Raw genomic sequence first — 25,076 nt, 5'->3', positions numbered from 1 at the left:
TCCGTCGCCGGTGGGCGTGCCCGGCGCGGCCTGCGGGCCGGCGGTGGGCGTGGCCGGCACGGTCTGCGGGCGGTCGGGGTCGTCGGCGGGCTCGGCGAGGTCGCGGAGGTGGTCGATGTCGACGGTGCGGCGGTTGCGGTAGAGCGCCAGGATGATGGCCAGGCCCAGGCCCACCTCCGCGGCGGCGATGACGATGACGAAGAGGGTGAGCACCTGACCGCTGTGCAGGCGGTCGCCCAGCCACACGTCGAACGCGACCAGGTTGAGGTTGACGGCGTTGAGCATCAGCTCGACCGACATCAGCACCAGGATCGTGTTGCGCCGGGCGAGCACGCCGTAGACGCCCACGGAGAACAGGAGCGCGGAGACGACCGCCGGGTAGACGATGTGCACTAATGACCCCCGGTCTGCTCGGGTGGCGTGCTGCCCATGGTCTGGTCGGACGGCGACGTGTTCTCAGAGTCGGCCGTAAGGCTGCTCGGAGGCGGGGAGTTTCCTGGCCGGCCGGGGGGCGGAGCGCTCGCGGGCTCGGCGGGTGGGCCGCCGGGAATGTCGGTGCGGGACAACACGATCGCGCCGATCAACGCGGCGAGCAGCAGCACGGACAGCGCCTCGAAAGGCAGCACCCAGGTGGCGAACACGCTGGCGCCCAGCTCTTTGGCGGCTCCCTTGCCCGGGTGCAGCGGGGCGTAGGCGGTGCGGAAGCCGTCGATCACCACGGTGACCAGGAGGGCCGCCGTCGCCACCGCCACCACGGCGGCGACCACCCGGTTGCCGCTGTCGAGATCCGCGGAAGGGCCGATGGGAGCGCGGGTGAGCATGATGCCGAACAACATCAGCACGACCACCGCGCCGACATAGATCAGGACCTGGACCCATGCCACGAACTCCGCCGTCAGCACGAGATAGCCGCCGGCCAGCGCGCCGAAGCAGACCACCAGCCAGAGGGCGGCGTGAACGAGTTGCCTCGTCGTGACGACGAGCAGCGCCGATCCGACCGCTACCGCGCCCAGCAGCAAGAAGACGATCTCTTGCCCGGTGGGTGACAGGTAGGAGGGCACCGCCTCGGTCACGACTCCTCCTCGGACTCCCTTGTGTCGTCAGGACCGAGCCGCCCAGGCGGACGGATGGACCGTGGATCGGCCATCTTCCGCTTGCGGGGGCTCGCGGGTGAAGTCTGCTCCGGCGAGCCGGGCTCGGGTTGCGGGTGGCTCGAAGCTGTGGACAACGTGTCCGAGGACGGCTGGCCTGTGGATGAATCCGGTCCCTGAGGGTGAGCCTCCGGCCCATCGGAGCGGTCTGTGGAGCGTCCGGTGTCCTCCGCCGATTCCGGCTCGGGATTCTCAGGGCCGGTCGGGGGAGCCGCCGGTCCGCCGGTGTCCGCCGGGTCATGGCCTTCGGCTGGAGCGTCGCTCTGAGCGCCGGACGGAAGGGCTCCAGGGGGGCGGATGGCCCGTACGTCGGCCATTGATCGGCGGGGACGCTCGCGACCGCCGGCGGGCCGTGATGGTGCCGCAGGGCCTGTCGTGGACGCGTCTGTGTCCGGCTCCGGCGTGCCGGACACGGACCTCTCGTCGGTGGCTCCGGCGGAGGGCTCGGACGCGCCGCGCGAGGGGTCCGACGTGCCGGGCGTTGCTCCGCTCACCGAGGCTGACGTGCCGGACGACCGCCCGCTCTCAGGCGTTGGCGTGCTCGTGCCGGGCTCACGTGCACCGGCCGCGCGCTTCGGTCGGGCGGGCGCGGGATCCACTGTGCCTGCGGGATCCGGTGCGGTGGGCTGCCTGCCGGACGGTGCGGTGCGGGAGGCGCGGTCGGCGGCCGGGCGGCGCGGGGCGGCCGTGAGTTCCTTCGGTGGCTCGGCTCCGGGGTCGTGGGCGGGAGGCGGAGGTACGGTCTGGGTCCAGGCGGCCAGCTTGTCCTTCTCGTGGAGGAGGTTGCGGATGTCGCCCTCGGCGTACTCGAACTCCGGCGACCAGAAGAGGGCGTCGAACGGGCACACCTCGATGCAGATGCCGCAGTACATGCACAGGGAGAAGTCGATGGCGAAGCGGTCGAGGACGTTGCGCTGGCGGGCGCGGCCGCCCTCGGGCGCCGGGATCGTCTCCTTGTGCGAGTCGATGTAGATGCACCAATCTGGGCATTCTCGGGCACAGAGCATGCAAGAGGTGCAGTTTTCCTCAACCAGGGCGATAACGCCCCGGCTCCGCGGTGGTAGAGCAGGCTTGACCTCGGGATACTGCTGCGTGACCGATTTACGCAGCATGTGGCGAAGGGTGATGGACAGCCCTTTTGCCAGTCCGACTCCCGGTATCCGCCCCATGTTCAACATCATGACGCACTTGGCCTCGCAGGTGAATGAGCCAGAGCATTGTCCCCAGTTTTTCCACAGCTATCCACAGGCTGAGAGGCGGTTATCCACAACCTGTGCACTCGCCCGATATGAACCGGTAGTTGAACGATAGTCTCTCCGCCATGCAACACAGCCACTCAGTCCGTCCCAGTGGCGGGAGGTGGGCGGCCGCCGTCTTGTGGGCCTGCCTGCCCCTGTTCACCTGCGGCCTGGCGACCCCGTTCAGCATCGGGTTCGCGGCTTACTGGTTGCGAAACGTCTGGCACTTCGTCGCCGCGTGCGTCTACCTCGTCGGCATCGGCTCGTTCACGATCTCGGCCCTCGCGTACGCCGACTTCGAGGACGTCCCGGAGCCCCTGGCCGTTCTGGTCACGCTGGGGCTGCTGCTCAGCTGGGGCGGAGGGGTCATCCACGCGGGCATCCTCGTGCCCCACATGGTGCGCGCCCGCCTCAGAGCGACGCCCCTTCCTCCACACCGGCCGATGGACGTGCACAAGCGCACCACCTCCCCCAGCCCGCCGCATCGGCGGCGTCCCGGGCAACCCGAGTGGGTCGGCCACTACCGGGTGCTCCGGGAGCTCGGGCGGGGCGGGCAGGGGGCGGTCTACCTGGCGACGGCGCCCAACGGGGCGCGGGTGGCGGTGAAGGTGCTGCATGACCTGGTCGACGAGATGGCGCGGAAGAGGTTCGCGCGGGAGGTGGACGCGGCCCGGCGGGTGGCGACGTTCTCCACGGCCCGCCTGCTCGATGTGAGCATCTCCGGCCAGCACCCCTACATCGTCAGCGAATACGTCGAAGGCCCGTCGCTCGAGCAGCTGGTCAAGAAGCATGGGCCGCGCGACGAGGACGGGCTGACCCGGCTGGCGCTGGCCACGGCCGGGGCGCTGGCGGCCATCCACAAGGCGGGCATCGTCCATCGCGACTTCAAACCGAGCAACGTGCTGATCGGGCACGACGGCCCCCGGGTGATCGACTTCGGCATCGCCAAGGCGCTCGACCAGGTGACCATGACGACGGGGAAGATGGTCGGCACGCCGCCCTACATGTCGCCCGAGCAGCTCTCAGGAGAGACCGTGGGCCCGGCCTCCGACGTGTTCAGCTGGGCATCGACGATCATCTTCGCGGCCACGGGCCGGCCCGCGTTCGGGGAGGACACGGTGCCTGCCGTGTTTAACCGGGTGCTCACGATTCACCCTGATCTGTCGCCGCTGCCGCCCGCTTTACGAGGGATCGTGGGCGCCTGCCTCAACAAGCGCCCGGACGAACGTCCCTCGGCCTCCGACGTGATGCTGGCCATCGTTCACTGACGCTCGGGCAGCGGCCCGTGCGGCTCAGCGCGGGTAGGGCCGGTTGAATCGGGGCGGGCTGAACGAGACATACCGAGGGGCGGGGTCGGCCCTCAGCGCCGCCGCTCGGGCGTTCATCGCCCGGGCCGACGTCGCGGGCCAGTGACCGCTCCGCAGCCGGTCGAGCATCGTCGTCAGCGCGGCCTGCTGCTCCGCCGTCGAGAAGTCGCAGTGGCCGACGGTCTCCGTGTACGTCTGGCGCAGCAGGGAGTTCGCGCCGGCCCGGCGCGCCTTCTCTCCGTAGGACTGCTGCTGGGCGACGGTGGAGATCTGGTCACCGGTGCCGGACAGGGTCAGCACGGGTATCCGCAGTTCGCCGTCCAGGACGATGCCGCGGGAGAACCGCTTGACGGCGTCCGGGTCCGCCGCGATGCGAGGCGCGGCGGCCAGGTTCCTCAGGTCCGCCGCGAGTTCCAGGCCTGCCGCCTTGTACAGTCCGCCGACGGCACGCCGGAGGGCCGGATCGGCCAGGCGCAGCTGCCTCGTGTAGTCCACGCCGGTGTTCCAGGACGGGTTTCCGCCGACCACCGCCATGATCTGGCGCCGGCTGCTCATGGCCTGCCCGACGTAGGGCAGGGGCCCGCCGGCGAGCGCGAGGTAGGCGCCCTGCTCCAGAGCGCCCGCGTCCCTGCTGTCCGGAGGCGGCGGCGTGGACCCGTCGGGGTTTCGGCCCCAGGCGGGCAGCTGGCCGATAGCGGCGGCCAGTGCGATCCGGGCCCGGCCCTCGGGAGTCTGCTGCGCCGCGGCGAGGGCGTCGATCCACGCCTTCCTGGCCGACTCGACGTCCTCCGGGATGTCGATGACCGGCAGCCCCGGTGCGATCAGGCGCTCGAGCACGAAGAGCGTGTCGAGCTTCTGGTTCCACTGAGCGACGGACCCGCCCAGTCCGCCGCACATCGGGACGGCCGCGTCGAAGGCGTGGGGGTGGACCTGCGCGGCGCCTGCGGCGACGAAACCTCCCATCGAGGTCCCGGAGGCAATCGCCTTGCGGGCCGGGCCGTAGGCCTGCTCGAAACGGGCCAGCGCTTCGGCCTGGTTGTCGATGGCGGACCGGATGTCCCAGCCGGTGATCGCCCGGCTCGTCCCCCCGCGGGCCACGCCGTCGGCCAGCAACCGCGCGGTCAGGGGCTCGTCCAGGCCCGAACCGGCGAAGTCGAGGGCGACCACCACCGTGCCGTTCCAGCGGGCCGGGACGACGAACTCGTAGGGCGTGCCGTCATCGAGGGTGCCGCTGACACAGCTGGGGTGGGCGGGAGAGTCCGGCAGGCACCGCGTCCCGCCGGAGGGCCTGCCGGGGGTGGCGCCGACGGTTTCACTCCCGCCGGCGGCCGCCGTCGCGCCGACGGTTCCACTCCCTGCAGCGGCCGTCACCGTGTCAGCGGTTCCACCGCTGACGGTGATCGCCGCGACGGTGGTTCCGCTCCCGACGGTGGTCGCCGTGGCGACGGTCGCCACGGCGGCCAGGCGTGCGAGCTTTCGGCGGCGGGTCACAGCGGCAGTCCCTTCGACTCGATCGTCCAGCCGTCCTCGGTGCACAGTCCGCAGTCGGGGCCGACGAAGCGCGCCCCGGCGGCCCGGTCCCCGCGCAGGACGTAGTCGAACCAGTCCGCGGCCACCTGCCAGCCCATGGTCGCCTGCAGTCCCGCGATCAGGCCGACGTGGCCGGCCGCCGCGTCACTGGCCAGGACGGCGGGAACGTCGAGCAGGGCGTAGTTCTCGATGCTGTTCTGATGGGCGACGTCGTCAGGACCGCCGTCGACCAGGAGCGTGGGAGTGTGCAGGTCGGCGAGCCGGTCGCGCCCGTAGCCGCCGAAGCTCGGCTCCGCGAAGTACCCGGTGTTGAATCCGGCGACCGCGTCGATCATGGGGTCGGTCCCGGCGGCGAGGGCCTCGATGCCGCCGCAGCTGTGGCCGAGCACGCCGACCCGCGTCGTGTCCACCCGTCCGTCGAACTGCTTGCGGGCCCGCTTCGACTCGGTGGCCCAGCGGGCGGCCGCGAGGAGCGCCTCAGGGCGCGCCGTCGTCTGGTCGGGGGTGCTCGGGACGGGGAACTCGTCCACCCCGCCGTTGGCCACGACGATGTACCCCTGGGAGGCCAGACCGGTGAGGAACGTGATCCCTTCGAGGTTGCTCGTCGCGCAGGCGCCGTTGCCGTGCACGATGACCGGCAAGCTGCCCTTGCGCAACGCTTTGAGATCGGCCGGGCGGTAGACGGTGTGCCCGGATAATCCGTCGGCGGCCTCCCTGACCGTGGGCAGCACGGCCGGCGTCGAGCCGCCGGCCGTGGAGGGCATCCGTGGTGGCGGACTCTGAGCGAACGACGCTTCGGCGGACGACACTGCGGCGGGGCCGGGGACGGTGAGGACGGCTGCCCCCACGGTCACCGCCAGCAGGGTCCGCGCGGTCATGGAGCGGGCGAACATGATGCGTTTCCTCCACGGTTGATGGACGGGACAGGGGGTGTTGCGGGCCGGCCGGACGGCGGCCCAGGAAACGGGCTCAGCCGCGGGGGACCAGGCGTAGCGGCGCCGATCTCGGACCGAACTCCAGCCAGTTGAACATCTCCACCTCGCCGTCCGGTTCGACGCGGGTGGTGCCGGCGAGCAGCTCGCCCAGCGCGGCCGCCATCTCCAGCCGGGCCATCGCCGCGCCGGGGCAGCGGTGCGCGCCCCGGCCGAACGCGAGGTGCCGGTTGGGCCGCCGCCCAAGGTCGAGCCGGTCGGCGTCGTCGAACACCGCCTCGTCCCGGTTCGCCGAGGGGAAGATCATCGCGATGGCCTCTCCGGCGTGCACCGTGCGGCCGCCGAGTTCGACATCCCGTGTGGCGGTGCGGGCGAACACCCGGTAGGGGGCGTACAGCCGCAGGAGTTCCTCGATCGTCGCCGGCAGCAGCCCGGGGTCGGCGCGCAGCCGGTCCTGGAGGTCGGGGTCGCGGGACAGGTGGACGGCCGCGCTGCCCAGCACGGCGTGCGGCGCCCCGATGCCGGCCACGACGGTCTGCCGTACGGTGGCCACGACCAGGTCGTGCGGGATCGGCCGCTCCGGGTCGCCGGACGCCCGCAGCAGGCTGCTCACCAGGTCCTCGTCCGGGTCGCGGGGGTTGGCCCGGCGGTTCTCGACGATGGCCCGGGCGATGGCGTACAACTCGTCACTGGCCGCCATGACCCGGGCCCGGTCCATCTGCTGGATGGCGAAGCTGTACTCGACGCCGATCCGGCGGATCTCCAGCACCTGGTCGACCGGCAGGCCGAGGAACATCGCGAAGCAATGCGCCGCGTACGGCAGCGCGAACTCCTGGGAGTAGTCGCCGCCGCCGCGGGCCAGCAGCGGCTCCAGCAGTTCGCGTGCCGCCTGCGCGAAGGCCGGTTCGAGACGCCGTACCACGCCGCGGCGCAGCACCCGGTCCATCGGGGCGCGGTAGATCCCGTGCTCGGGCGGGTCGAAGTGCAGTGGCGGCCGGCGCTGAACGCGCGGCACGTGCGGGACGACGTTCTGCACCGCGGTGCTGAACGTCCGGCTGTCCCTGGCCACCTGCACCACCTCCGCGTAGCGGGTGGCGGCCCAGAAGCCGCCGAAGGCGTCGCTCCACGGCACCGGGCAGCGCCGCCGCAGCTCGGCGTAGACCTCGTGCGAGCTGTCGAAGGTCTCCGGTGCGGTGGGGTCCCAGTCGGAGGCGCGTGAGAGGCCGTCGCCGTTGGTGGTCATGGTGAGATCCCTTCGTTCACAGCAGGTGCCTGCGCGCGATCCGGGCGAGTGTCTCGATGGCGTACACCACGACGGCGATCGCGATGATGATGGCGGCGGTGGTGTCGTACCTCAGCGTGGCGATCGACTCCTGCATGAGGTAGCCGACGCCGCCCGCGCCGGCGATGCCGAGCACGATCGACTCGCGCAGCGCCAGATCGGCCACGAACAGGCCGTTGCCGGTGAACGACGGCACGAACTGCGGCCAGATCCCGGCGGCGAACGCCTGCCACCGGCGGGCGCCGACCGAGGTCAGCGCCTCGTGCGGCAGCGGGTCGAGCTGTTCGAGGGAGTCGGCGAAGAACTTGGCCGCCAGCGCGGTGCAGGAGATCCACAGGGCCAGGAAGCCGGCGAACGGGCCGAGCCCCAGCGCGGCCACGAACAGCAGCGCGTACACCAGGTCGGGGATGCCCCGGACAACCACCAGCAGCACCCGGACCACCACGGACAGCGGCCGCCAAGGGGTGGTGTTGACGGCGGTGAGCAGGGCCAGCACCAGCCCGCACGCCGCGCCTGCCGCGGCGGCGCCCAGCGCCATGAGCAGGCTTTCCAGCACCGCCATGAGCAGCTCGCCGGAGAACGCGGGCGGCCACATGCCGGCGAGGACGCCGCGCAGGTTCGTCCAGGCGCCGGACAGCCGGCTCAGGTCGGGGTTCAGGGACCACAGCGACACGAGAAAGACCACCCCGGTGGCGACCGTGCCGGCCACCCGCAGCACCCGGCCGCGGTCCCAGCCGACGTCGTGCGGGGCACGCCCGGCGGGCAGCGCGGCCGTACCCGTCGAGCCCGCGGCGGACCGGCCGGCTCTGGTGCGGCGGCGAACCGCCACCGACAGCAACTCCAGCAGCAGCACCAGGGCGACGATCACGCAGATGATGCCCGCCGCCCGGTGGTAGTTGAGGCTGCCCAGCGCGGTCTGCAGCGCCACACCGATGCCGCCGGCCCCGACGACGCCGAGCACGGCCGACGTCCGGATGTTGATGTCCAGGCGGTACAGCACGATGGCGGTCAGCGCGGGGAACACGCGGGGCAGGACGGTGGAGACGGCCACCTGCACCTCGCCGGCCCCGCACGCGCGGGCGGCCTCGGCGGGGACGGGGTCGGCCTCCTCGACGGCGTCGGCCAGCAGCTTGGCGATCATGCCCACCGAGTGCACGGCGACGGCGAGCGCGCCGGCCAGCGGACCCAGGCCGAAGATCCGTACGAACAGGATCGCGAAGGCCAGCGTCGGCACGGCCCGGGTCAGCACGACGGCCACCCGGGCGACCGGCCGCAGCCAGCGGGGCCCGCGGAAGGTGCGCGCGGCGGTGAAGGCCAGCGGTACCGAGGCCAGCACCGCCAGGCCGGTGCCCGCCACGGCGATGAGCAGCGTCTCGATGATCATCCGGGCGACGTCGCCGGCGCCGGACAGGTCGGGCGGCCACATCCGGCGCAGCAGCCGCGCGGTGTCGTCCAGCCCTGCGGCCAGAGTGGCAGGGGACAGGCCGATCCACCAGAACGTCACCCAGGTCACGGCCACGGCCGCGACGAGCAGCCCCGCCGCGACCAGGGCGCGGGCGCTCCACGGCGGCCGCAGCGGGCCCGGGTCCGCCGCGGCCGGGGCGTGCGTCGGAGAGGTGGTGCTGGTCATCGGCCCGGCCCCCGGGATGCCGCCGCCGGGTCGTAGATCTCTCGCAGCCGCTCGGCGGTGAGGCCGGCGGCCGGCTCGTCCAGCACCAGCCGGCCGCCGCGCAGCGCCACGACCCGGTCAGCAGTGGAGAGCGCGAACTCGACCTGGTGCAGGCTGCACACGACGGAGATGCCGTCCTCGGCGCTGATCCTTTTGAGGATCTCCAGCACCAGTACGCTCGCCGCCGGGTCCAGCGAGGCGACCGGCTCGTCGGCGAGGATCAACTCGGGGCTCTGCAGCAGGGTCCGGGCCATCGCGACCCGCTGCTGCTGCCCGCCGGAGAGCGTGTCACAGCGCTGGAACCGCAGGTCGGCCAGCCCGACCCGGTCCAGGTGCTCCACGGCGCGGACCCGCAGCGCGCGCGGGTAGCTCATCACCCCGTACCTGGGCAGCCGCAGGGTGGCCAGCGACCCCATCAGCACGTTCTCCAGCGCGGACAGCCGCCCGACGAGGCCGAACTGCTGGAAGACGAACCCGACCCGGGCGCGCAGGGCGCGCAGCCGGCTGCGGGAGCAGGTGGCCGGGTTCTCGCCCAGGGTGCGCACGGTGCCGCTGTCCGGCAGGTGCATGCCGTTGACCAGCCGCAGCAGGGTGGACTTGCCGGCTCCGGAGGGGCCGACCAGGGCGACGAACTGACTCCGCGGGACGTCCAGCGAGATGTCGTCGAGCACGGTGACGCCGTGGAAGCCCTTGCCGACCTCCGACAGCCGCAGCACGGGGTCGCCGGTCACGGCGGGTTCCTCAGCCACCGGACGTGCAGACCTCGGCCTTGGTGATTTCGCAGATGCGCGTGATCGGCTGGTAGGTGGCGTCGGTGGCCTTGACGAACGTCCAGGCGGCGGAGGTGCCTAGGGTGCAGGCCGTGGCGTCGGCGTGCCGGCCCCAGGTCTTCGGCCCCTTGATCTCGTTGCCCTTACACAGCCCGGCGGAGGCCGCGCCGGTCGCGGTCAGGCCGGTCACCGTCTTGGAGATCTTGTCGCGGACGTCCTGCGGAAGCCACGTGCCGACCACGATCGGCGGCCCGGGGATGAGCGGCGAGGTCCACACCTTGGTGACCTGCCCCGGCTTGAGCTGGCCGCGAGCGGGCAGCAGCTGGTCGATGAACACGTCGCCGACGAAGGCGATGTCGCAGTCGCCGGCCAGCAGCGAGGCGACCGCCGTGTCGTGCCCGTGAGTGAACACGGTCTTGACGTCGTTGTCCACGTCGACGCCGGCTTCCCGCAACGAGGCGAGGGGCTGGAGATAGCCGGTGGTGGAACCGGGGTCGGTGAAGCAGACGTCCTTGCCGGCGACGTCCTTGAGCGAGGCGATGCTCTTGTCGTCGCCGCGGGTCACTCCGTAGGCGTGCGCGCCGGGGTCGCCGTCCGGGGCGGCCAGCGGGACGCCGACGGGCTCGACGTCGGCGCGGCTGCGCGCCAGGTAGTAGCTGAAGGCTCCGTAGACGGCGACGTCCACCCGCTTGGCGACCTGGGCCTCGACGACGGCGGCGTTGCTGGTGACGGCCTGGAACCGCACCGGTACGCCGAGGTCCTTCCGCAGCGCGGAGACGATCGGGGCGAACGACGCCTCGAGGTTGTCGCTCTGCTCCGACGGGATGGCGGCGAAGACCAGCTCGCCGGGCCGGTCACCGTCGGCGGCTGCGCTGCGGGTGCTTCCTGGACCGGCACCACAGGCGGGCAGGAGTGCGATCGCGGCGCCCGCCGCGATGACGCCCAGAGCTGACTTTCGGAACATCGCGGCTCCTCACATGCAGGTGGTCGGGCCAAAGTAAGCAGGTCCACGAGCATTGTCAACGGTTCTGTGACGACCGTAGGATTACTGTCGAACATAATGAGCGGCCAGGCTGAGGAGTCTGACGATGGACGGACGCCAGGTGGCCGCGTCGCCGGAGCCCGGCTCCCTGCCCAGGGCCCGGCAGGGGGCCGAGCCACAGCGGCTGCTGACCACGCTGCTGGGCGACTACTGGTTCTGGCGGCAGGAGCACATCCCGTCGGCGGCGCTGGTGCGGTTGCTGAAGGAGTTCGGCATCACCGCGGCCAGCGCCCGCGCCGCCCTGCGGCGGCTCACCTCGCGGGGGCTGCTGACCAGCTCCCGCAGCGGTCGCACCACCGCGTACGGGCTGCCGCCCCGGGCCAACGACGTGATCGTGGCGCACATGCGCCGGCTGCTGACGTTCGGCGCCGCCACGCCGCGCTGGGACGGTGAGTGGACGGTCGTCACGTTCTCGGTGCCCGAGGATCAGCGGGACTCCCGCCGCGCGCTGCGCGACGGGCTGCGCCTGCTGCACTTCGGCATGGTCTTCGACGCGGTGTGGGTGTCCCCGCACGACAAGACGGACGACGTCGTCGCGCTCGCGCGAAGGCTGGGCGTGCGCGGGGTGGTCGTGTTCCGGGCCCGCAAGGTCGCCGACGACGACCTGGACCCGGTGCCGGCCCGCGCTTTCGACGTCACCGCCCTGCGCGAACGCTACCTGCGCTTCATCGACACCCACCGGCCGGTCGCCGAGCGGCTGGCGAGGTCCGGCCCGTGCCCCGGCGAGGCGCTGCGGCTGCGGACCGCGATCATGACCGACTGGCGGGTGTTCCCCACGCTCGACCCCGACCTCCCCGCCGAGCTGCTGCCCGCCGGCTGGCCACGCGAGGAGGCCAGGCGGCTGTGCGTGCAGATCTACGACTCGCTCGGGGAGCCGGCGGAGCAACGGTTCCGCGAGATCCTCGCCGGGTTCGACCCCGAACTGGCCGGGCTGGCCGCGCACCACACCTTCACGCAGGTGTCCGGCCTGGAGTCGCCGGTGACCCGCCGTCACACGAGCTTCGACGAGACGACCGACCGCGACCGCCTCGACCTCCTCGCCGGCGGCGACCTGGCCGGCCCGTGGCGGAAAGACGGCGGAGCTCGGTGACAGCGCACACCGAGGACCCCCCAGGAAGCATGACATTCCTATAACGAGCGCACGTTCAAGCGTTGTCAATATACTCCTGTTGTGAATGATAGTGAGCTGTCCGTGGCAGGAGACGTCGACTTTCCGCGCTTCCAGGTCGGCGCGCCACCGCAGCACCTGATCACGACGCTGCTCGGGGACTACTGGATCAGCCGGCCCGAACAACTGCCGTCCGCTGCCCTGGTGCGGCTGGCCGAGGAGTTCGGGGTCTCCGCGGTGGCGGCCAGGGCCGCGCTCAGCCGCCTGACCAAACGGGATCTGCTGGAGTCGTCCAAGTCCGGGCGGCGCACCTACTACCGGCTGACCGACCGGGCCGCCGCGGTGATGCTGGAGGGCAGGCAGCGGATCATGTCCTTCGGCCTGGAGCAGGGCGCCTGGGACGGCAGATGGGTGATGGCGGCCTTCTCCATCTCCGAGGAACAGCGCGACCTGCGGCACGCGCTGCGCGCGCGGCTGCGCTGGCTCGGCTTCGCCCCGCTCTACGACGGGCTGTGGGTCTCGCCGCGGGCGAACGCCGACAGTGCGGCGGCGGTGCTCACCGAGCTGGAGATCCCGATGGCGACGGTCTTCCGCGCCGAGGCCCTGGATCTCCCGGGCATGCGCGCCCCGCAGGAGGCGTGGGACTTCGATCAGCTCCGGCGCGCCTACGAGGAGTTCGTGGCCCAGTACGCGCCTCTCCTGGAACGCGTCCGCAAGGGTGCGGTCGGCGCGTCCGAGGCGCTGGTGGCGCGTTCGGGGATCATGGACACCTGGCGGACGTTCCCCAACCACGACCCCGACCTGCCGGCGGAGCTGCTGCCCGCCGACTGGCCGCGCGCCGCGGCCAGGGGTCTCTTCGTGGAGATCTACGACACCCTGGGGCCGCTCGCCGAGTTCCGCGTCAAGCAGATCGTCGCGGAGTTCGAGCCCGGGCTGGCCGAGCTGGTCGCCCATCACCGGACCGGTTCCATCCTCGCGCCCACCTGATCGTTCCCCGCCACTCCACCGCACAGCCGCCTCTTGACAGGCGTGCACCCTTAGGTGTGACACTTATCCCAACGACCGCACAACAAACTGCAGCCTTAGTCCGGTCGCGGGAGGACCACCATGAGACTGCCCAGGACCATCCTCGCGAGTGCGGCGGTTTTGTCTCTCGCCAGCGCCGCAGCTTGCGGCGGCGGAGGCGGCGGTGAGACGCAGCGGCCGGCCGGTGCGACGGCTCTGTACGACGCCCTACCCGATGCCATCAAGGAAACGGGCGTCATCCGATTTGCCGGAGACTCCCACCCGCCCTACCGGATCGTCGCCAACGACGGCAAGACCGTCACGGGCATCGACAAGGAGTTGCAGGACGCCCTCGGCAAGGCGCTGGGGGTCCGCACCGAGATCTCGATCGTCAGCGGCCTGCCCGCGGCGCTCTCCGGCATGCTCGCCTCCCGGTACGACGCCTTCAACGGCCCGGTCAAGGACACCGCCGAGCGTGAGAAGCAGTTCGACGCGATCGTGTGGATGGTCACCCGGACCTCCTATCTGATCCCCAAGGCCGGGTCCGCGGCCATCAAGAGCTCGGGTGACCTGTGCGGCAAGCGGGTCGCCGGCACCGCGGGCAGCATCGTCGAGGACCAGGCCAGGCGCCTGACCGAATGGTGCGCCAAGCAGGGCAAGCCGCAGATCGACTTCATCGGCTTCGCCGACACGAACGGCACCATCCTCGCCGCCACGTCCGGCCGGGCCGACGCGGCGGGCATGACCGAGAGCGCGGCCCTCGACGTGCTGGCGAAGCAGAAGGACGCCTTCACGTACGTCACGCAGACCGACGAGCAGGGAGCCGGCGTCGACCAGCTGGCGATGCTCGTGCCGAAGTCCAGCGGTCTCGGCCCGGTCATGCTCGACGCGTTCAAGGAGATCTTCAAGAACGGCGAGTACAAGAAGATCATGGACAAGTACGGGCTCCAGAAGGTGGCGGTGGAGGAGCCCGAGATGAACACAGCGGCGGCGCAATGAGCTCGGCACCGCAGGTCGTGGACGTCGCCTTGGCCCGTCCTCGCATTCGCCCCCTGCGCTGGGTGGTCGGAGCCGTGCTGCTCGTGCTCGTCGCGCAGTTCGCCTGGTTCCTCGTCACCAACCCGCGGTTCGCCTGGCCGGTGGTCGGCACCTACCTGTTCGACCCGAACATCCTGCGCGGTCTGGGCATGTCGCTGCTGCTCACCGTCATCGGGATGGTGCTGGGCAGCGTGCTCGGGGTGCTTCTCGCGTCGGGCAGGCTGAGCGGCTTCAAGCCGGTGTCCTGGGCCTGCGGCGTCTACGTCGCGGTCTTCCGCGGCATACCACCCCTGGTCCAGCTGATCTTCTGGTTCAACCTCGGTTACCTCCTGCCGCGGATCTCGCTGGGCGTGCCGTTCGGACCGACCTTCGTCTCGTGGCCGACCAACTCCGTGATCAGCTCGCTGACCGCCGCCGTCATCGGGCTCACCCTGCACGAGGCGGCGTACATGGCCGAGATCGTCAGGGCCGGCATCCTGGCCGTGGACGGCGGGCAGCGTGACGCGGCCCGCGCGATGGGCTTCACGTCCAGGCAGAGCTTCGTCAAGGTCGTTCTTCCGCAGGCGATGCGGGTGATCGTCCCGCCCACCGGCAGCCAGTTCATCAGCCTGCTCAAGGGCACCTCCCTGGTCAGCGTGATCGCGATGGCCGACCTGCTGTACTCGGTGCAGGTGATCTACAACAGGACCTACGAGATCGTGCCGCTGCTGATCGTCGCCTGCGCCTGGTACCTGGTGGTGGTCACCGTGCTGTCGCTCGGCCAGCGGCGCCTGGAGCAGCACTTCGGAAGGGGGCAGCGGTGAGCGACACCCCGGTCCTGCACGTCCGTGACGTGCGCAAGCGGTTCGGCGACCACCTGGCGCTCGACGGGGTGAACCTCGACGTGCACGAGGGCGAGGTCGTCACCGTCATCGGCCCGTCCGGGTCGGGCAAGTCCACCCTGGTCCGCTGCGTCCACCAGTTGGAGAGCATCGACGGCGGGGCGATGTACCTCGACGGGGAACTGCTCGGCCACGAGATGCACAGGGGCCACCTGCGTCCCCTGCCGGACCGCCGCGTGGCCGCCCAGCGCGGCCGCATGGGCATGGTCTTCCAGCAGTTCAACCTGTTCCCGCACTGGAGCGTGCTGCGCAACGTCGTCGAGGCGCAGGTGGCGGTCCACGGCCTCGGGCAGGAGGAGGCGCGTGCGGAGGCGCTGCGGCTGCTGGAGCGGGTGGGGCTCGCCGGCAGGGCGGACGCCCATCCCCGGATGCTCTCCGGCGGCCAGCAGCAGCGCGTCGCCATCGCCAGGGCTCTGGCCACGCATCCGAGGATCATGCTCTTCGACGAACCCACCAGCGCGCTCGATCCCGAGTTGGTGGACGAGGTGCTGAGCGTCGTGCTCGATCTGGCCCGCGGCGGCATGACCATGATCATCGTGACGCACGAGATGAGCTTCGCCCGCGAGGTGGCCGATCGCTGCGTCTTCATGGAGGAGGGCCGGGTGGTCGAGACCGGCACTCCCGAGGAGATCTTCGACAACCCCGCCTCGCCCCGCCTGCGAGCCTTCCTGTCGCGCTTCTCCGGACGCGCGGCGCCGGCCCCTGACGAACGCGCGCCCGAGGAGGAGACCACCTCGTGACCTGCACGGTAATGGCCGTCGGCGACCTCGTCGTCGACGAGCCCGACCCCGCGTCCTTCTTCGCCCCGGCACGGGAGACGCTGCACCGGGGCGATGTGGTGATCGGCCACATCGAGGTGCCCCACAGCACGTCCACCGCCCAGGTCAGCACCGACGTGCCCGCGCCGCCCGCCGATCCCGCCGCGCTCCCCGCGGTCGCCGGGGCCGGCTTCCACGTGGTGACGCTCGCGGGCAACCACGTCTACGACGTCGGCGACCAGGGAGTGGCCGACACGATCAGGTACGCGACCGACGCCGGGCTGGCCACCGCGGGCGCCGGCATGACTCTCGACCAGGCCCGCCGTCCCGCGGTCGTGGAGCGCGACGGGCTGCGGATCGGCGTGCTGAGCTACAACTGCGTCGGCCCGCGCGAGTCCTGGGCGACCAGCCGCAAGCCGGGCTGCGCGTACGTCAAGGTGCTGACCCACTACGAACTCGACCACGCCAGCCCCGGCGGGCCGCCCGCCGTCTACACCTTCGCCGATCCCGCCTGCCTGGAGCGGCTGGCCGCCGACGTGGCGGCCCTGGCCGCCGGGGCCGACGTCGTGCTGGTGTCGCTGCACAAGGGCGTCGGCCACACGCCCGCCGTGCTGGCGATGTACGAGCGGCCCGTCGCCCATGCCGCCGTCGACGCCGGAGCGCACGCCGTGTTCGCCCACCACGCCCACATCATGCGAGGCGTCGAGATGTACCGCGGCAGGCCGATCTACCACGGGCTGGGCAACTTCGTGACCGTCACCCACGCGTTGACGCCCACAACGGGCGACGAAGGCGAACGGGCCGCGTGGGCGCGCCGCAGAGTCGAGCTGTACGGCTTCGCCCCGGACCCGGACATGCCGTACTACCCCTTTCATCCCGAGAGCCGGAACACCGCGATCGCGCTCTGCCGCTTCGACCGCGACGGCCTGGTCTCGGCCGGTCTCGTGCCCTGCTGGATCGACGCCGCCGGCCGGCCGGTGCCGCTCGGCGACGACGAGGAGGGACGGCGGGTCGTGGCGTACATCGAGCGCATCACGCGGCAGGCGGGCCTGGAGACGGAGTTCCGCTGGGAGGGGGACGAGGTGGTGCTGCGTGGCTGAACGTCCGCTCGCCGGCCGCACGGTGATCGATCTGACCACGGCGCTGTCCGGGCCGTACGCGACCCTGCTGCTGGCCGGGCTCGGCGCCCGCGTGATCAAGGTGGAGAATCCGCTGACCGGCGGCGACAGCTCCCGCAACAACGCCCCCTATCTCGGTGCCGACGGGCTGGCACTGGCCCGCGGCGGGGACGGCGACATGTCCGTGTCGATGCTCCTGCGGGGCCGTAACAAGCAGAGCGTCACGCTCAACCTGAAGCATCCCCGGGCCCGCGACGTCCTGGCCGGTCTGGTCCGGGTGTCGGACATCATGATCGACAACTACAGCGCCGGCGTCACGGCGCGGCTCGGCATCGGCCACGACTGGGCGAGCACGATCAACCCGGGCATCGTGTGCACGTCGATCAGCGGTTTCGGCGCGCAGGGCGGTCCCGGCTCTGGCAAGGCGATGGACACCATCATCCAGGCGCTCAGTGGCGTGATGATGACCGCGGGCGCGCCCGGCGAGCCGCCTGTCCGCTTCGGGTTGCCGGTGGGCGACCTGGTCGCGCCGCTGTACGCGGTGATCGGCACACTCGCCGCGGTCCTGCGGGCCGACGCGACCGGCCAGGGCCAGCACGTGGACGTGTCCATGCTCGGGGCGCTCACCTCGCTGGTCGCGTGCGAGCCCTTCGACGCCTACGAGAAGCTGGGCCTGCCCATGCGCACGGGGACGACCGTGCCCAGGCTGGCGCCGTTCGGCACGTTCCCCGCCGCGGACGGCTGGTTCGCGCTGTGCGGCCCGACCGACGCCTTCGCCCGCGGCCTGTTCGCGGCGATGGGACGCGACGACCTGGCCGCGGACCCGCGGTTCGCCTCCCGGGACGCGCGCGTGGCCAACTCCGGGGAGCTGCACGAGCTGGTGGGCTCGTGGGCGGCCGACCGGCCGCTCGCCGTGGTCCTCGACCTGCTCACCCGGCACGGCGTGCCCGCCGCCGAGGTGCGTGAGCCCGGCGACGCCGTACGCGACCCGCTTGTGCTGGAGCGCGAGGAGGTCGTGCCCCTGGAGCATCCGCGCCACGGCCGCCACGCGGACCTGTACGGGACCGGCGTGCCGATCCGCTTCTCCGCCTCGGAGGCGGCGCTCGACCGGCCGGCGCCCGGCCTCGGCGAGCACAACGCCGAGATCTACGGCGGGCTCCTCGGCTACTCAGGCGCCGAGCTTCAGGCGCTGGCCGAGGAAGGGGTGATCTGACATGCCTACGGCGCTGGCGGCGCTGGAGGAGGCGTACACCCGGCGCGGCTCGAAGGACCGGGCCGACGCCCGGGCCCCGGTCGTCGGCTACGTCGGGGCGGACGTGCCGGTCGAGCTGCTGACCGCCGCGGGAGTGCGCGCGTTCCGCCTCACGGGCGACCCGGAGTCCGGCTTCGCGCTCGGAGATCGATACCTGGGCCGCGGGGTGGACCCGGTGGCCCGTTCGGTGCTCGCCCGGCTGCTCGCCGGGTCCTTCGGCGACCTGGATCGCATCGTGGTCTCGCACGACTGCGAGGCGTCCCTGCGGCTGTTCTACGCGCTGCGTGAGCTTCACCGCGTGGAGCCGGGCTCGGGACTGCCCGAGGCGTACCTGGTGGACATCCTGCACCTGCCGCACCGCACGACCGCCCGGTACAACCGGCGCAGGATCGGCGAGTTCGCGGCCCGGCTCGAAGCCTGGACCGGCCGCCCTCTCGACCTGGCCGGGGCGGTGGCGGCGCACGACGAGCGGCGCCGGCTGCTGGCCGCCGCCGCCGAGCTGCGCAGGGCCGTGCCCGCCCGTCTCACGGGGCGGCAGTTCCTCGCGGTGGCCAATGCGGTCCTGCCCGTCGATGAGCACGTCGCGCTGCTGGAACGGCTGCTGGCCGAGGCGGATCAGCTCGCGGAGCACGCGGGACGGCGCGTCTTCCTGAGCGGCAGCGACCACGACACACCGCACGTGTACGAGGCCATCGAGTCCGAAGGCCAGGTGATCGTCGGCGAGGACCACTCCTTCGGCGGCCTCTTCATGAACGAGCCGGTCGGCGCGGGCGGCCTCGACGCGCTGGCCGAGCGCTACCACCACAGCGGTCCGACCGCCCACCGGGCCACGGCGGGCGAGCGCGCCGCGCACGCGGCGGAGGCCGTACGGCGTTGCGGGGCCGAGCTCTTCGTCGCCTATTGCAGAGCCGGGGACGAGGCCCCGGCCTGGGACTTCCCCGAGCAGCGCGCGGCTCTGGACATCCCCGCCGTGCTGCTGGAGCGCCAGGAGTACGGGCGTGCCGATCTGACCGCCCTGCGGAAGGAACATCCATGCCCGACGTGAGATCGCGCAGTGTGAAATCCCTCGACACGGCGGCCGAGGCGGGCAGGCACCAGCGCGAGTGGTTCGCCGACCTGCGCGGGCGGGTCGCCGCCGGCGAGCCGTTCGCCCTGCTGAACGCGGACGTCCCCCACGAGATCTTCCGCACGATGGACATCCCGTACGCGGTCAGCCAGTGGTGGGCTTCTCTGGTGACCGCCAAGCAGCGTTCGGGGCACTACCTGGAGTTGGTGCGGCAGCGCGGCTACCCCGACTACTCCGAGCAGTACAACGCGGTCACCCTCGGCTCCGCGTTCGGCCCGGAGCCGGAGGCGGGCCCGTGGGGCGGCCTGCCCAGGCCGGACATCGTCGTCTGCGACGCCTCCGGCGACGTCACCCGCAAGATCTTCGACATCTGGGGTCACGAGCCGGGGGTCACCTTCTACCCCCTGGAGAGCGCCGCCGAGAACGAGGTCCCCGTCAACTGGTGGGAGCTCATGCCGCACCGGTGGGAAGAGGCCGTCGGCCCGGCCAGGCTGGACCTGCTCACCGCGGAGCTGGAGAACCTCGTCAGGTTCCTCGAGACCACCACCGGCAGGCGGTTCGACGAGTCCCGCTTCCGTGAGGTGATGGCCCTGGCCAACGAGCAGGAGGAGTGGAACAGGAAGGCGCGCGCCCTCGTCGCCCGCGCCCGGCCCGCGCCGCTCAGCGTCGTCGACAGCATCCCCAGCGTCATGCTCCCGCAGTGGCACCGCGGCACCGAGTGGGCCCGCGACCTCGCCAGGCGCTTCTACGAGGAGGTGCGCGACCGGGTCGACGCGGGCCGGGCCGCGTGCCCGGGCGAGCGGGCTCGGCTGATGTGGATCGGCCGCGGCCTCTGGTACGACATGGGCTTCTACCAGCGCTTCCAGGAGGAGTACGGTGCGGTGTTCGTCTGGTCGATGTACCTCGCCATCGCCGCCGACGGTTACATCCGTTACGGCGACGACCCGATGAGGGCGCTGGCGGCGCGTTTCGCCGCTTTCAGCGACCAGCTCTACACCCCGCCGTGGTCGAGTGAGTGGTACGTGAAGGAGGCCCGCTCGCACGGCATCGACGGCGTGGTCCATCTGGTCTCCGACGACCCCCGGGGGAGCTACTTCACCGCCAGGGCACTGGAGGCGGCCGGGTTTCCGGTGCTCGAGATCCATGCCGACAACGTCGACACCCGCACCTTCGACGACGACATGGTCGTACGCGTCGGTCAGTGGCTGGAGGACGTCGTCATGGCCTGACCTGGATGAAGACCCGTCACCGCGGGTCCTGCCGTACGCCAAGGTGTCGAGGATCTATCGACACATATTCGCACTCATCCGCCTAACACCTCAGGGGGAATTCATGGAGCTGTCCGGCAAGGTCGCCGTTGTCACAGGTGCGGGCCGCGGGCTCGGCCGCGCATACGCCGAGGCGCTGGCCACGGCCGGAGCGGCGGTGATCGTCAACGACGTCGACGCCGCAGCGGCGGCGCAGGTCGTCGCGGCCATCACCGGGAGCGGCGGCCGCGCATGCAGCGTCGAGGCCCCCGTCGGCTCCGCCGAGGTGGCCGACCGGCTGGTCGCCACAGCGGTCAAGGAGTTCGGCCGGCTGGACGTGATGGTCACCAACGCGGGCATCCTGCGCGACCGGGTCCTGTGGAAGATGTCGGACGACGACTTCGACGCGGTGATCGACGTGCACCTGCGCGGCACGTTCACCTGCGCGCGGGCCGCGGCGGTCCAGATGCGCGAGCAGGGCACCGGCGGCCGGCTGATCCTGATCTCCTCGCCGGCGGGCCAGCGCGGGAACTTCGGCCAGACCAACTACGCGGCGGCCAAGGCCGGCATCGTGGCCATGGCCAGGACCTGGGCGATCGAGCTGGCCAGGGCGAAGATCACGGTGAACGCGGTCGTGCCGGTGGCGGCGACGGAGATGACCAAGACCATTCCCGTGTTCGCGCCGATCATCGAGGAGTCCGAGCGGACCGGCCGGCCGTTCCCCGCCTGGCTGCGCAAGGACGAGGGCCTGGGCACCGTCGAGGACGTCGCGGGGCTGATCGTGTTCCTCGCCTCGGACGCCTCCGCCGAGATCACCGGCCAGGCGATCGGGATCGGCGGCGACCGCCTCGCCCTGTGGTCGCACCCCAAGGAGAAGGCCGTCGCCCTCGCCGACGGAGGATGGACGGCCGACGCCATCGCCGCCTCCTGGCAGACGGGGGTCGGCGCCGAGCCTGAGACGTACGGGATCCCCGCCCCCAAGGCCCCCGCCGAGACCGGGCAGGGAGCCTGAGATGGCGGCCATGGACGTCGCCGGGCTGGTCGCGATCGACGTGCACACCCACGCGGAGATCTCCAAGGACGGCCACCGCTCGCTGAGCCCTGAGCTGTTCGGCGCCTCGGAGGAGTACTTCAAGGCCCACGGGCACCGGCAACCGGCCATCCCCGAGATGGCCGCGTACTACCGGGAGCGCAGGATGGCCGCGGTGGTGTTCACCGTGGACGCCGAGCACGCCACCGGGCACCCGCGCATCTCGAACGAAGAGGTCGCGGAGAGCTGCGCCGAACACGCCGACGTGCTGATCCCGTTCGCCAGCGTCGACCCCTGGAAGGGCAGGGCGGGCGCGCGCGAGGCGCGGCGGCTGGTCGAGGAGCACGGAGTGCGCGGGTTCAAGTTCCACCCGAGCATCCAGGGCATCGCCCCCAACGACCCCGTGGCCTACCCGTTGTACGAGGCGATCGAGGAGCTGGGCGTCCCGGCGTTGTTCCACACCGGGCAGACCGGCATCGGCGCGGGTGTCCCCGGCGGGGGCGGCATCCGGCTCAAATATGGCAATCCGATGCTGGTGGACGACGTGGCCGTGGACTTCCCCGAGCTGCGGATCATCCTGGCCCATCCGTCGTTCCCGTGGCAGGACGAGGCACTGGCGGTCGCGACCCACAAGCCGTACGTCCACATCGACCTGTCGGGCTGGTCGCCGAAATACTTCCCGCCGCAGCTCGTGAGGTACGCCAACACGCTGCTCAAGGACAAGGTGCTCTTCGGCTCCGACTACCCCGTGATCACCCCGGACCGCTGGCTGGCCGACTTCGGCAAGCTTGAGATCAAGCCCGAGGTCCGCCCGAAGATTCTGAAGGACAACGCCGTACGCCTGCTCGGGCTCGGCACCCAGGAGAGGACGGCAGACGCATGACCACCACGGCGTACGGGCTCGACGAGATCAGGGCGCTGGCCGGCGAGTCTCTCGGCCACAGCGGCTGGCTGGAGATCGCCCAGGACCGGGTGAACACCTTCGCCGACGCCACCGGCGACCACCAGTGGATCCACGTCGACCCCGACAGGGCCGCGAGCGGGCCGTTCGGCGGCGCGATCGCCCACGGTTATCTGACGTTGTCCCTGGTCATCCCGCTGTTCAACGAGCTGCTCGACATCCAGGGCGTCAAGATGAGCATCAACTACGGCCTGGACAAGGCGCGTTTCCCCAACCCGGTCAAGGTGGGCGCGCGGATCCGCCTGGCCGCCACCGTCGCCTCGGTCGAGGACGTGCCCGGCGACGGCGTGCAGATGCACCTCGACTTCGTCGTCGAGATCGAGGGGGCGGACAAGCCGGCCTGCGTCGCCCGCGCCATCTACCGGCACTACGCCTGACTGACGTCCCGGTTCGTGCTGCCGTACCTGCTTCCCCGACCCCCAGCTGACAGGAGGCCGAACACCGAGACGTCACGGACGACGTGCCGAAGACGGGCTCAGGGAAGATCCAGAGAAACCGGCTGCGGCGCCTGGCCCGCCTGGAGAGCTGAGCAGCGGTCAGGGGGCGTCAGACGATGACCTTGACGACCCCGGTGAGCGCCAGTTGCACGAGCGCCAGCGGGACCAGCCCGGCCCAGGCGAGCTTCTGCAGCTGGTCCTCGCGCAACCGCGGATAGGTCACCCGCAGCCAGATCACCACGAACGCCAGCGCGAACACCTTGACCAGGGTCCACAACCAGCCGGGCAGGAACGGCCCGTGCCAGCCGCCCAGGAACAGGACGGTGGTCAGGAACGACAGGACCACGATCCCGACATATTCGGCGAGCATGAACAGCGCGAAGCGCATGCCGGTGTACTCCGTCATCGGGCCCATGATGATCTCGGACTCGGCGATCGGCATGTCGAACGGCGGGCGCCGCAGCTCCGCCAGCCCGGCCACGAAGAAGACGACGCCGCCGATGGCCTGCCACGGCAACCACCACCACTGCCACGCCTCGACGATGCCGGGGATCGACAGCGTGCCCGCGGCCATCGCCACCGACGAGGCCGCCAGCACGAGGGGCAGCTCGTACGCCATGAGCTGGGCCGCCGAGCGCATGCCGCCGAGCACGGAGTACTTGTTGGCCGAGGCCCACCCGGCCATGATCGCGCCCAGCACGCCCACGCCCATGACGGCGAGCACGAAGAAGAGGCCGAGGTCGAGGTCGACGGCCACGAGGCCGCGGTCGAGGGGGATGACGATCAGCACGAGGAGGTAGGGCACGAGCGCCACACCAGGGGCGATCATGAAGATGCGGCGGTCGGCCGCGGCCGGGACGATGTCCTCCTTCTGCGCGAACTTCACCCCGTCGGCGATGAGCTGCGCCCAGCCGTGGAAGCCGCCCGCGTACATCGGGCCCAGCCGCGACTGCATGTGCGCCATGACCTTGTGCTCGGTCTGCCCCACGATCAGCGGCAGCACCAGGAACACGAGGAGGATGACGGCGAAGCTCAGCACCACGTCAAGCATCGGGCGGCCCCCAGTCGGCTGGAACTCCTGGCGGAAGCGTCTTGCGGCGGCTCGGGGCGCCGTGCCCCGACTCGCCGGGCTCCTTGGCGCCGGGCCACGCCTTGGCCACGCGGGCGGCCAGGACGAAGTCCTTACGCAGCGGATGGCCTTCGAAGCCGTCGGGCAGCAGCAGCGGCACCAGGTAGGGGTGACCGTCGAAGATCACCCCGAACATCTCGTACGTCTCGCGCTCGTGCCAGTTGGCGCCCCTGTAGACGTCGACGGCGCTGGGCAGGTGGGGGTCGGCGCGCGGGACCCGGGTGCGCAGCAGCAGGCGGGTGCGGGCGTCGGGGTTGCAGACGTGGGCCACGATCTGGAACGTGTCCGGCGGGTCGTCGACGCCGGTCAGCCAGTCGAAGAAGGTGTGGCCGAGTTCGTCGCGGACGAACGTCAGCAGCTCGATCCAGTCGCCGGGTGCGACGTCGACGGTGAGGTCGCCGTACGACTCGGTGACCTCCGCGCGCTCGCCGAACCGTTCGGCGATCCGGGCGGTCACCCCTCCTCCGACGAGTGGGAGCGTGACCAGACGTAGCGGTCGCTGAGCTTCTCCCCGGCGATCTTCTCCTGGAGCTTGGTGATGCCGTAGAGGAGCGCCTCCGGCCTGGGCGGGCAGCCGGGGACGTAGATGTCCACGGGGATGATCTGGTCGACGCCGTTGGTCACGCAGTAGGAGTCCCAGTAGGGGCCTCCGCTGTTGGAGCAGGCGCCGAACGAGATCACGTATTTCGGGTCGGGCATCTGCTCGTAGAGGCGCTTGACGGCGGGGGCCATCTTGTCGGTGACCGTGCCGGAGACGATCATGAGGTCGGCCTGCCTGGGGCCGTTCGCGAACGGGATGACGCCGAAGCGGATGAAGTCGTGGCGGCTCGCCGACGTCGCGATGAACTCGATGGCGCAGCAGGCCAGCCCGAAGTTGAACACCCACAGCGAATAGCGCCTGCCCCAGTTGAGGACGAAGCGCATGGGTTTGGGGGCCAATCTGGAGATCGGCCCCACTGTGGGCATCGGGAGGTCCGTTGCTGCCATCAGAGTCTCCCGAGGGGACCGTCGACTTGAGGCGACGGGGGAATCGGGAGCGGGCCCGTCAAGGCCCGAGCGTGCCCTGACCTGTCAGGTCCGCGCATCACGGATGTCCTTCCTGGTTTTGTCGGCGCCAGCCGGTAT

Annotated in this window: 24 protein-coding genes and 1 pseudogene; 13 read left to right on the top strand and 12 right to left on the bottom strand. The window is 71.3% G+C overall.

The features are described from left to right. Positions 1 to 78 precede the first annotated feature (78 nt). From nuoK to ABGB01_RS28170, 3 genes and pseudogenes are all read right to left on the bottom strand, one after another. A pseudogene (gene nuoK / locus ABGB01_RS28180) lies at positions 79 to 393 on the bottom strand (NADH-quinone oxidoreductase subunit NuoK); the annotation flags it as partial. Continuing rightward, positions 393 to 1,073, bottom strand: coding sequence for an NADH-quinone oxidoreductase subunit J (locus ABGB01_RS28175; protein ID WP_347776535.1), 681 nt, complete (start codon positions 1,071 to 1,073; stop codon positions 393 to 395). The gene ABGB01_RS28175 and the pseudogene nuoK, both read right to left, overlap by 1 nt. Next, positions 1,070 to 2,158, bottom strand: a complete 1,089-nt coding sequence (locus tag ABGB01_RS28170) for a 4Fe-4S binding protein (RefSeq protein WP_347776534.1) — start codon at positions 2,156 to 2,158, stop codon at positions 1,070 to 1,072. Before ABGB01_RS28170 ends, ABGB01_RS28175 begins: the two co-directional genes overlap by 4 nt. 314 nt (positions 2,159 to 2,472) lie before the next feature. Here ABGB01_RS28170 and ABGB01_RS28165 point away from each other — a divergent pair, with 314 nt between their 5' ends. Beyond that, the gene (locus ABGB01_RS28165) at positions 2,473 to 3,657 is read left to right on the top strand and encodes a serine/threonine-protein kinase (RefSeq protein WP_347776533.1); all 1,185 of its coding nucleotides are present in this window, start codon (positions 2,473 to 2,475) and stop codon (positions 3,655 to 3,657) included. A 24-nt stretch (positions 3,658 to 3,681) separates the two neighbouring features. On the opposite strand, the gene ABGB01_RS28160 is transcribed toward ABGB01_RS28165, so the two are convergent. The 6 genes from ABGB01_RS28160 to ABGB01_RS28135 form a co-directional block, all read right to left on the bottom strand. Beyond that, the gene (locus ABGB01_RS28160; RefSeq protein ID WP_347776532.1) at positions 3,682 to 5,187 is read right to left on the bottom strand and encodes an alpha/beta fold hydrolase; all 1,506 of its coding nucleotides are present in this window, start codon (positions 5,185 to 5,187) and stop codon (positions 3,682 to 3,684) included. Further along, positions 5,184 to 6,119, bottom strand: coding sequence for a hypothetical protein (locus tag ABGB01_RS28155; RefSeq protein ID WP_347776531.1), 936 nt, complete (start codon positions 6,117 to 6,119; stop codon positions 5,184 to 5,186). The genes ABGB01_RS28160 and ABGB01_RS28155 overlap by 4 nt, the downstream gene beginning before the upstream one ends. A gap of 76 nt (positions 6,120 to 6,195) precedes the next feature. Continuing rightward, positions 6,196 to 7,401 (bottom strand): cytochrome P450, encoded by a 1,206-nt coding sequence (locus tag ABGB01_RS28150; RefSeq protein WP_347776530.1) that lies wholly within the window; start codon positions 7,399 to 7,401, stop codon positions 6,196 to 6,198. A 16-nt stretch (positions 7,402 to 7,417) separates the two neighbouring features. Next, positions 7,418 to 9,070 carry a phosphonate ABC transporter, permease protein PhnE gene (phnE, locus tag ABGB01_RS28145; RefSeq protein ID WP_347776529.1) on the bottom strand — a complete coding sequence of 551 codons (1,653 nt, stop codon included), beginning with the start codon at positions 9,068 to 9,070 and terminating at the stop codon, positions 7,418 to 7,420. After that, positions 9,067 to 9,858 carry a phosphonate ABC transporter ATP-binding protein gene (locus ABGB01_RS28140; protein WP_347776528.1) on the bottom strand — a complete coding sequence of 264 codons (792 nt, stop codon included), beginning with the start codon at positions 9,856 to 9,858 and terminating at the stop codon, positions 9,067 to 9,069. Before ABGB01_RS28140 ends, phnE begins: the two co-directional genes overlap by 4 nt. After that, a complete protein-coding gene (locus ABGB01_RS28135; RefSeq protein ID WP_347776527.1) occupies positions 9,851 to 10,843 on the bottom strand; it encodes a phosphate/phosphite/phosphonate ABC transporter substrate-binding protein in 993 nt (330 codons plus the stop codon). Before ABGB01_RS28135 ends, ABGB01_RS28140 begins: the two co-directional genes overlap by 8 nt. A 124-nt stretch (positions 10,844 to 10,967) precedes the next feature. Here ABGB01_RS28135 and ABGB01_RS28130 point away from each other — a divergent pair, with 124 nt between their 5' ends. The 12 genes from ABGB01_RS28130 (at position 10,968) to ABGB01_RS28075 (ending at position 22,762) form a co-directional block, all read left to right on the top strand. Beyond that, positions 10,968 to 12,011, top strand: coding sequence for a PaaX family transcriptional regulator C-terminal domain-containing protein (locus ABGB01_RS28130; protein ID WP_347776526.1), 1,044 nt, complete (start codon positions 10,968 to 10,970; stop codon positions 12,009 to 12,011). Between the two features lie 81 nt (positions 12,012 to 12,092). After that, a complete protein-coding gene (locus tag ABGB01_RS28125) occupies positions 12,093 to 13,016 on the top strand; it encodes a PaaX family transcriptional regulator C-terminal domain-containing protein (RefSeq protein WP_347776525.1) in 924 nt (307 codons plus the stop codon). A gap of 120 nt (positions 13,017 to 13,136) precedes the next feature. Further along, positions 13,137 to 14,033 (top strand): transporter substrate-binding domain-containing protein, encoded by an 897-nt coding sequence (locus ABGB01_RS28120; protein WP_347776524.1) that lies wholly within the window; start codon positions 13,137 to 13,139, stop codon positions 14,031 to 14,033. Beyond that, positions 14,030 to 14,875, top strand: a complete 846-nt coding sequence (locus tag ABGB01_RS28115; RefSeq protein WP_347776523.1) for an amino acid ABC transporter permease — start codon at positions 14,030 to 14,032, stop codon at positions 14,873 to 14,875. Before ABGB01_RS28120 ends, ABGB01_RS28115 begins: the two co-directional genes overlap by 4 nt. Continuing rightward, the gene (locus ABGB01_RS28110) at positions 14,872 to 15,693 is read left to right on the top strand and encodes an amino acid ABC transporter ATP-binding protein (protein ID WP_347776522.1); all 822 of its coding nucleotides are present in this window, start codon (positions 14,872 to 14,874) and stop codon (positions 15,691 to 15,693) included. The genes ABGB01_RS28115 and ABGB01_RS28110 overlap by 4 nt, the downstream gene beginning before the upstream one ends. Next, a complete protein-coding gene (locus tag ABGB01_RS28105; RefSeq protein WP_347776521.1) occupies positions 15,690 to 16,811 on the top strand; it encodes a CapA family protein in 1,122 nt (373 codons plus the stop codon). The genes ABGB01_RS28110 and ABGB01_RS28105 overlap by 4 nt, the downstream gene beginning before the upstream one ends. Next, complete coding sequence (locus ABGB01_RS28100; RefSeq protein WP_347776520.1) at positions 16,804 to 18,042, top strand: CoA transferase; 1,239 nt, start codon at positions 16,804 to 16,806, stop codon at positions 18,040 to 18,042. The genes ABGB01_RS28105 and ABGB01_RS28100 overlap by 8 nt, the downstream gene beginning before the upstream one ends. Before the next feature lies 1 nt (position 18,043). Next, complete coding sequence (locus tag ABGB01_RS28095) at positions 18,044 to 19,126, top strand: 2-hydroxyacyl-CoA dehydratase family protein (protein ID WP_347776519.1); 1,083 nt, start codon at positions 18,044 to 18,046, stop codon at positions 19,124 to 19,126. After that, positions 19,114 to 20,376: a 2-hydroxyacyl-CoA dehydratase family protein gene (locus ABGB01_RS28090; protein WP_347776518.1), complete on the top strand. Its 1,263-nt coding sequence runs from the start codon at positions 19,114 to 19,116 to the stop codon at positions 20,374 to 20,376. The genes ABGB01_RS28095 and ABGB01_RS28090 overlap by 13 nt, the downstream gene beginning before the upstream one ends. Positions 20,377 to 20,479: 103 nt before the next feature. Next, a complete protein-coding gene (locus tag ABGB01_RS28085) occupies positions 20,480 to 21,406 on the top strand; it encodes an SDR family oxidoreductase (protein ID WP_347776517.1) in 927 nt (308 codons plus the stop codon). 10 nt (positions 21,407 to 21,416) lie between these two features. Further along, positions 21,417 to 22,307, top strand: coding sequence for an amidohydrolase family protein (locus ABGB01_RS28080; RefSeq protein WP_347776554.1), 891 nt, complete (start codon positions 21,417 to 21,419; stop codon positions 22,305 to 22,307). Further along, positions 22,304 to 22,762: a MaoC family dehydratase gene (locus ABGB01_RS28075; protein ID WP_347776516.1), complete on the top strand. Its 459-nt coding sequence runs from the start codon at positions 22,304 to 22,306 to the stop codon at positions 22,760 to 22,762. Before ABGB01_RS28080 ends, ABGB01_RS28075 begins: the two co-directional genes overlap by 4 nt. Positions 22,763 to 22,931: 169 nt before the next feature. Here ABGB01_RS28075 and nuoH read toward each other — a convergent pair whose 3' ends face one another. The 3 genes from nuoH to ABGB01_RS28060 are packed head-to-tail and all read right to left on the bottom strand — an operon-like array spanning position 22,932 to position 24,875. Continuing rightward, a complete protein-coding gene (gene nuoH / locus ABGB01_RS28070) occupies positions 22,932 to 23,873 on the bottom strand; it encodes an NADH-quinone oxidoreductase subunit NuoH (protein ID WP_347776515.1) in 942 nt (313 codons plus the stop codon). Continuing rightward, positions 23,866 to 24,408, bottom strand: coding sequence for an NADH-quinone oxidoreductase subunit C (locus tag ABGB01_RS28065; RefSeq protein WP_347776514.1), 543 nt, complete (start codon positions 24,406 to 24,408; stop codon positions 23,866 to 23,868). The genes nuoH and ABGB01_RS28065 overlap by 8 nt, the downstream gene beginning before the upstream one ends. Further along, positions 24,405 to 24,875, bottom strand: coding sequence for an NADH-quinone oxidoreductase subunit B family protein (locus tag ABGB01_RS28060; protein ID WP_347776553.1), 471 nt, complete (start codon positions 24,873 to 24,875; stop codon positions 24,405 to 24,407). Before ABGB01_RS28060 ends, ABGB01_RS28065 begins: the two co-directional genes overlap by 4 nt. Between the last annotated feature and the right edge of the window lie 201 nt (positions 24,876 to 25,076).

The organism is Nonomuraea sp. B5E05, from assembly GCF_039880665.1.
Lineage (GTDB): Bacteria > Actinomycetota > Actinomycetes > Streptosporangiales > Streptosporangiaceae > Nonomuraea.
Note: the sequence above shows the minus strand (reverse complement) of the source record. Positions and strands in the feature narration are given on the sequence as shown.

Coding starts and splice junctions, on each gene's coding strand:
- ABGB01_RS28170 (WP_347776534.1), bottom strand. CDS start 2,158: ATGCTCTGTGCCCGAGAATGCCCAGATTGGTGCATCTACATCGACTCG.
- ABGB01_RS28165 (WP_347776533.1), top strand. CDS start 2,473: ATGCAACACAGCCACTCAGTCCGTCCCAGTGGCGGGAGGTGGGCGGCC.
- ABGB01_RS28155 (WP_347776531.1), bottom strand. CDS start 6,119: ATGTTCGCCCGCTCCATGACCGCGCGGACCCTGCTGGCGGTGACCGTG.
- ABGB01_RS28150 (WP_347776530.1), bottom strand. CDS start 7,401: ATGACCACCAACGGCGACGGCCTCTCACGCGCCTCCGACTGGGACCCC.
- phnE (WP_347776529.1), bottom strand. CDS start 9,070: ATGACCAGCACCACCTCTCCGACGCACGCCCCGGCCGCGGCGGACCCG.
- ABGB01_RS28135 (WP_347776527.1), bottom strand. CDS start 10,843: ATGTTCCGAAAGTCAGCTCTGGGCGTCATCGCGGCGGGCGCCGCGATC.
- ABGB01_RS28130 (WP_347776526.1), top strand. CDS start 10,968: ATGGACGGACGCCAGGTGGCCGCGTCGCCGGAGCCCGGCTCCCTGCCC.
- ABGB01_RS28120 (WP_347776524.1), top strand. CDS start 13,137: ATGAGACTGCCCAGGACCATCCTCGCGAGTGCGGCGGTTTTGTCTCTC.
- ABGB01_RS28115 (WP_347776523.1), top strand. CDS start 14,030: ATGAGCTCGGCACCGCAGGTCGTGGACGTCGCCTTGGCCCGTCCTCGC.
- ABGB01_RS28095 (WP_347776519.1), top strand. CDS start 18,044: ATGCCTACGGCGCTGGCGGCGCTGGAGGAGGCGTACACCCGGCGCGGC.
- ABGB01_RS28090 (WP_347776518.1), top strand. CDS start 19,114: ATGCCCGACGTGAGATCGCGCAGTGTGAAATCCCTCGACACGGCGGCC.
- ABGB01_RS28085 (WP_347776517.1), top strand. CDS start 20,480: ATGGAGCTGTCCGGCAAGGTCGCCGTTGTCACAGGTGCGGGCCGCGGG.
- ABGB01_RS28080 (WP_347776554.1), top strand. CDS start 21,417: ATGGACGTCGCCGGGCTGGTCGCGATCGACGTGCACACCCACGCGGAG.
- ABGB01_RS28075 (WP_347776516.1), top strand. CDS start 22,304: ATGACCACCACGGCGTACGGGCTCGACGAGATCAGGGCGCTGGCCGGC.
- nuoH (WP_347776515.1), bottom strand. CDS start 23,873: ATGCTTGACGTGGTGCTGAGCTTCGCCGTCATCCTCCTCGTGTTCCTG.
- ABGB01_RS28060 (WP_347776553.1), bottom strand. CDS start 24,875: ATGCGCTTCGTCCTCAACTGGGGCAGGCGCTATTCGCTGTGGGTGTTC.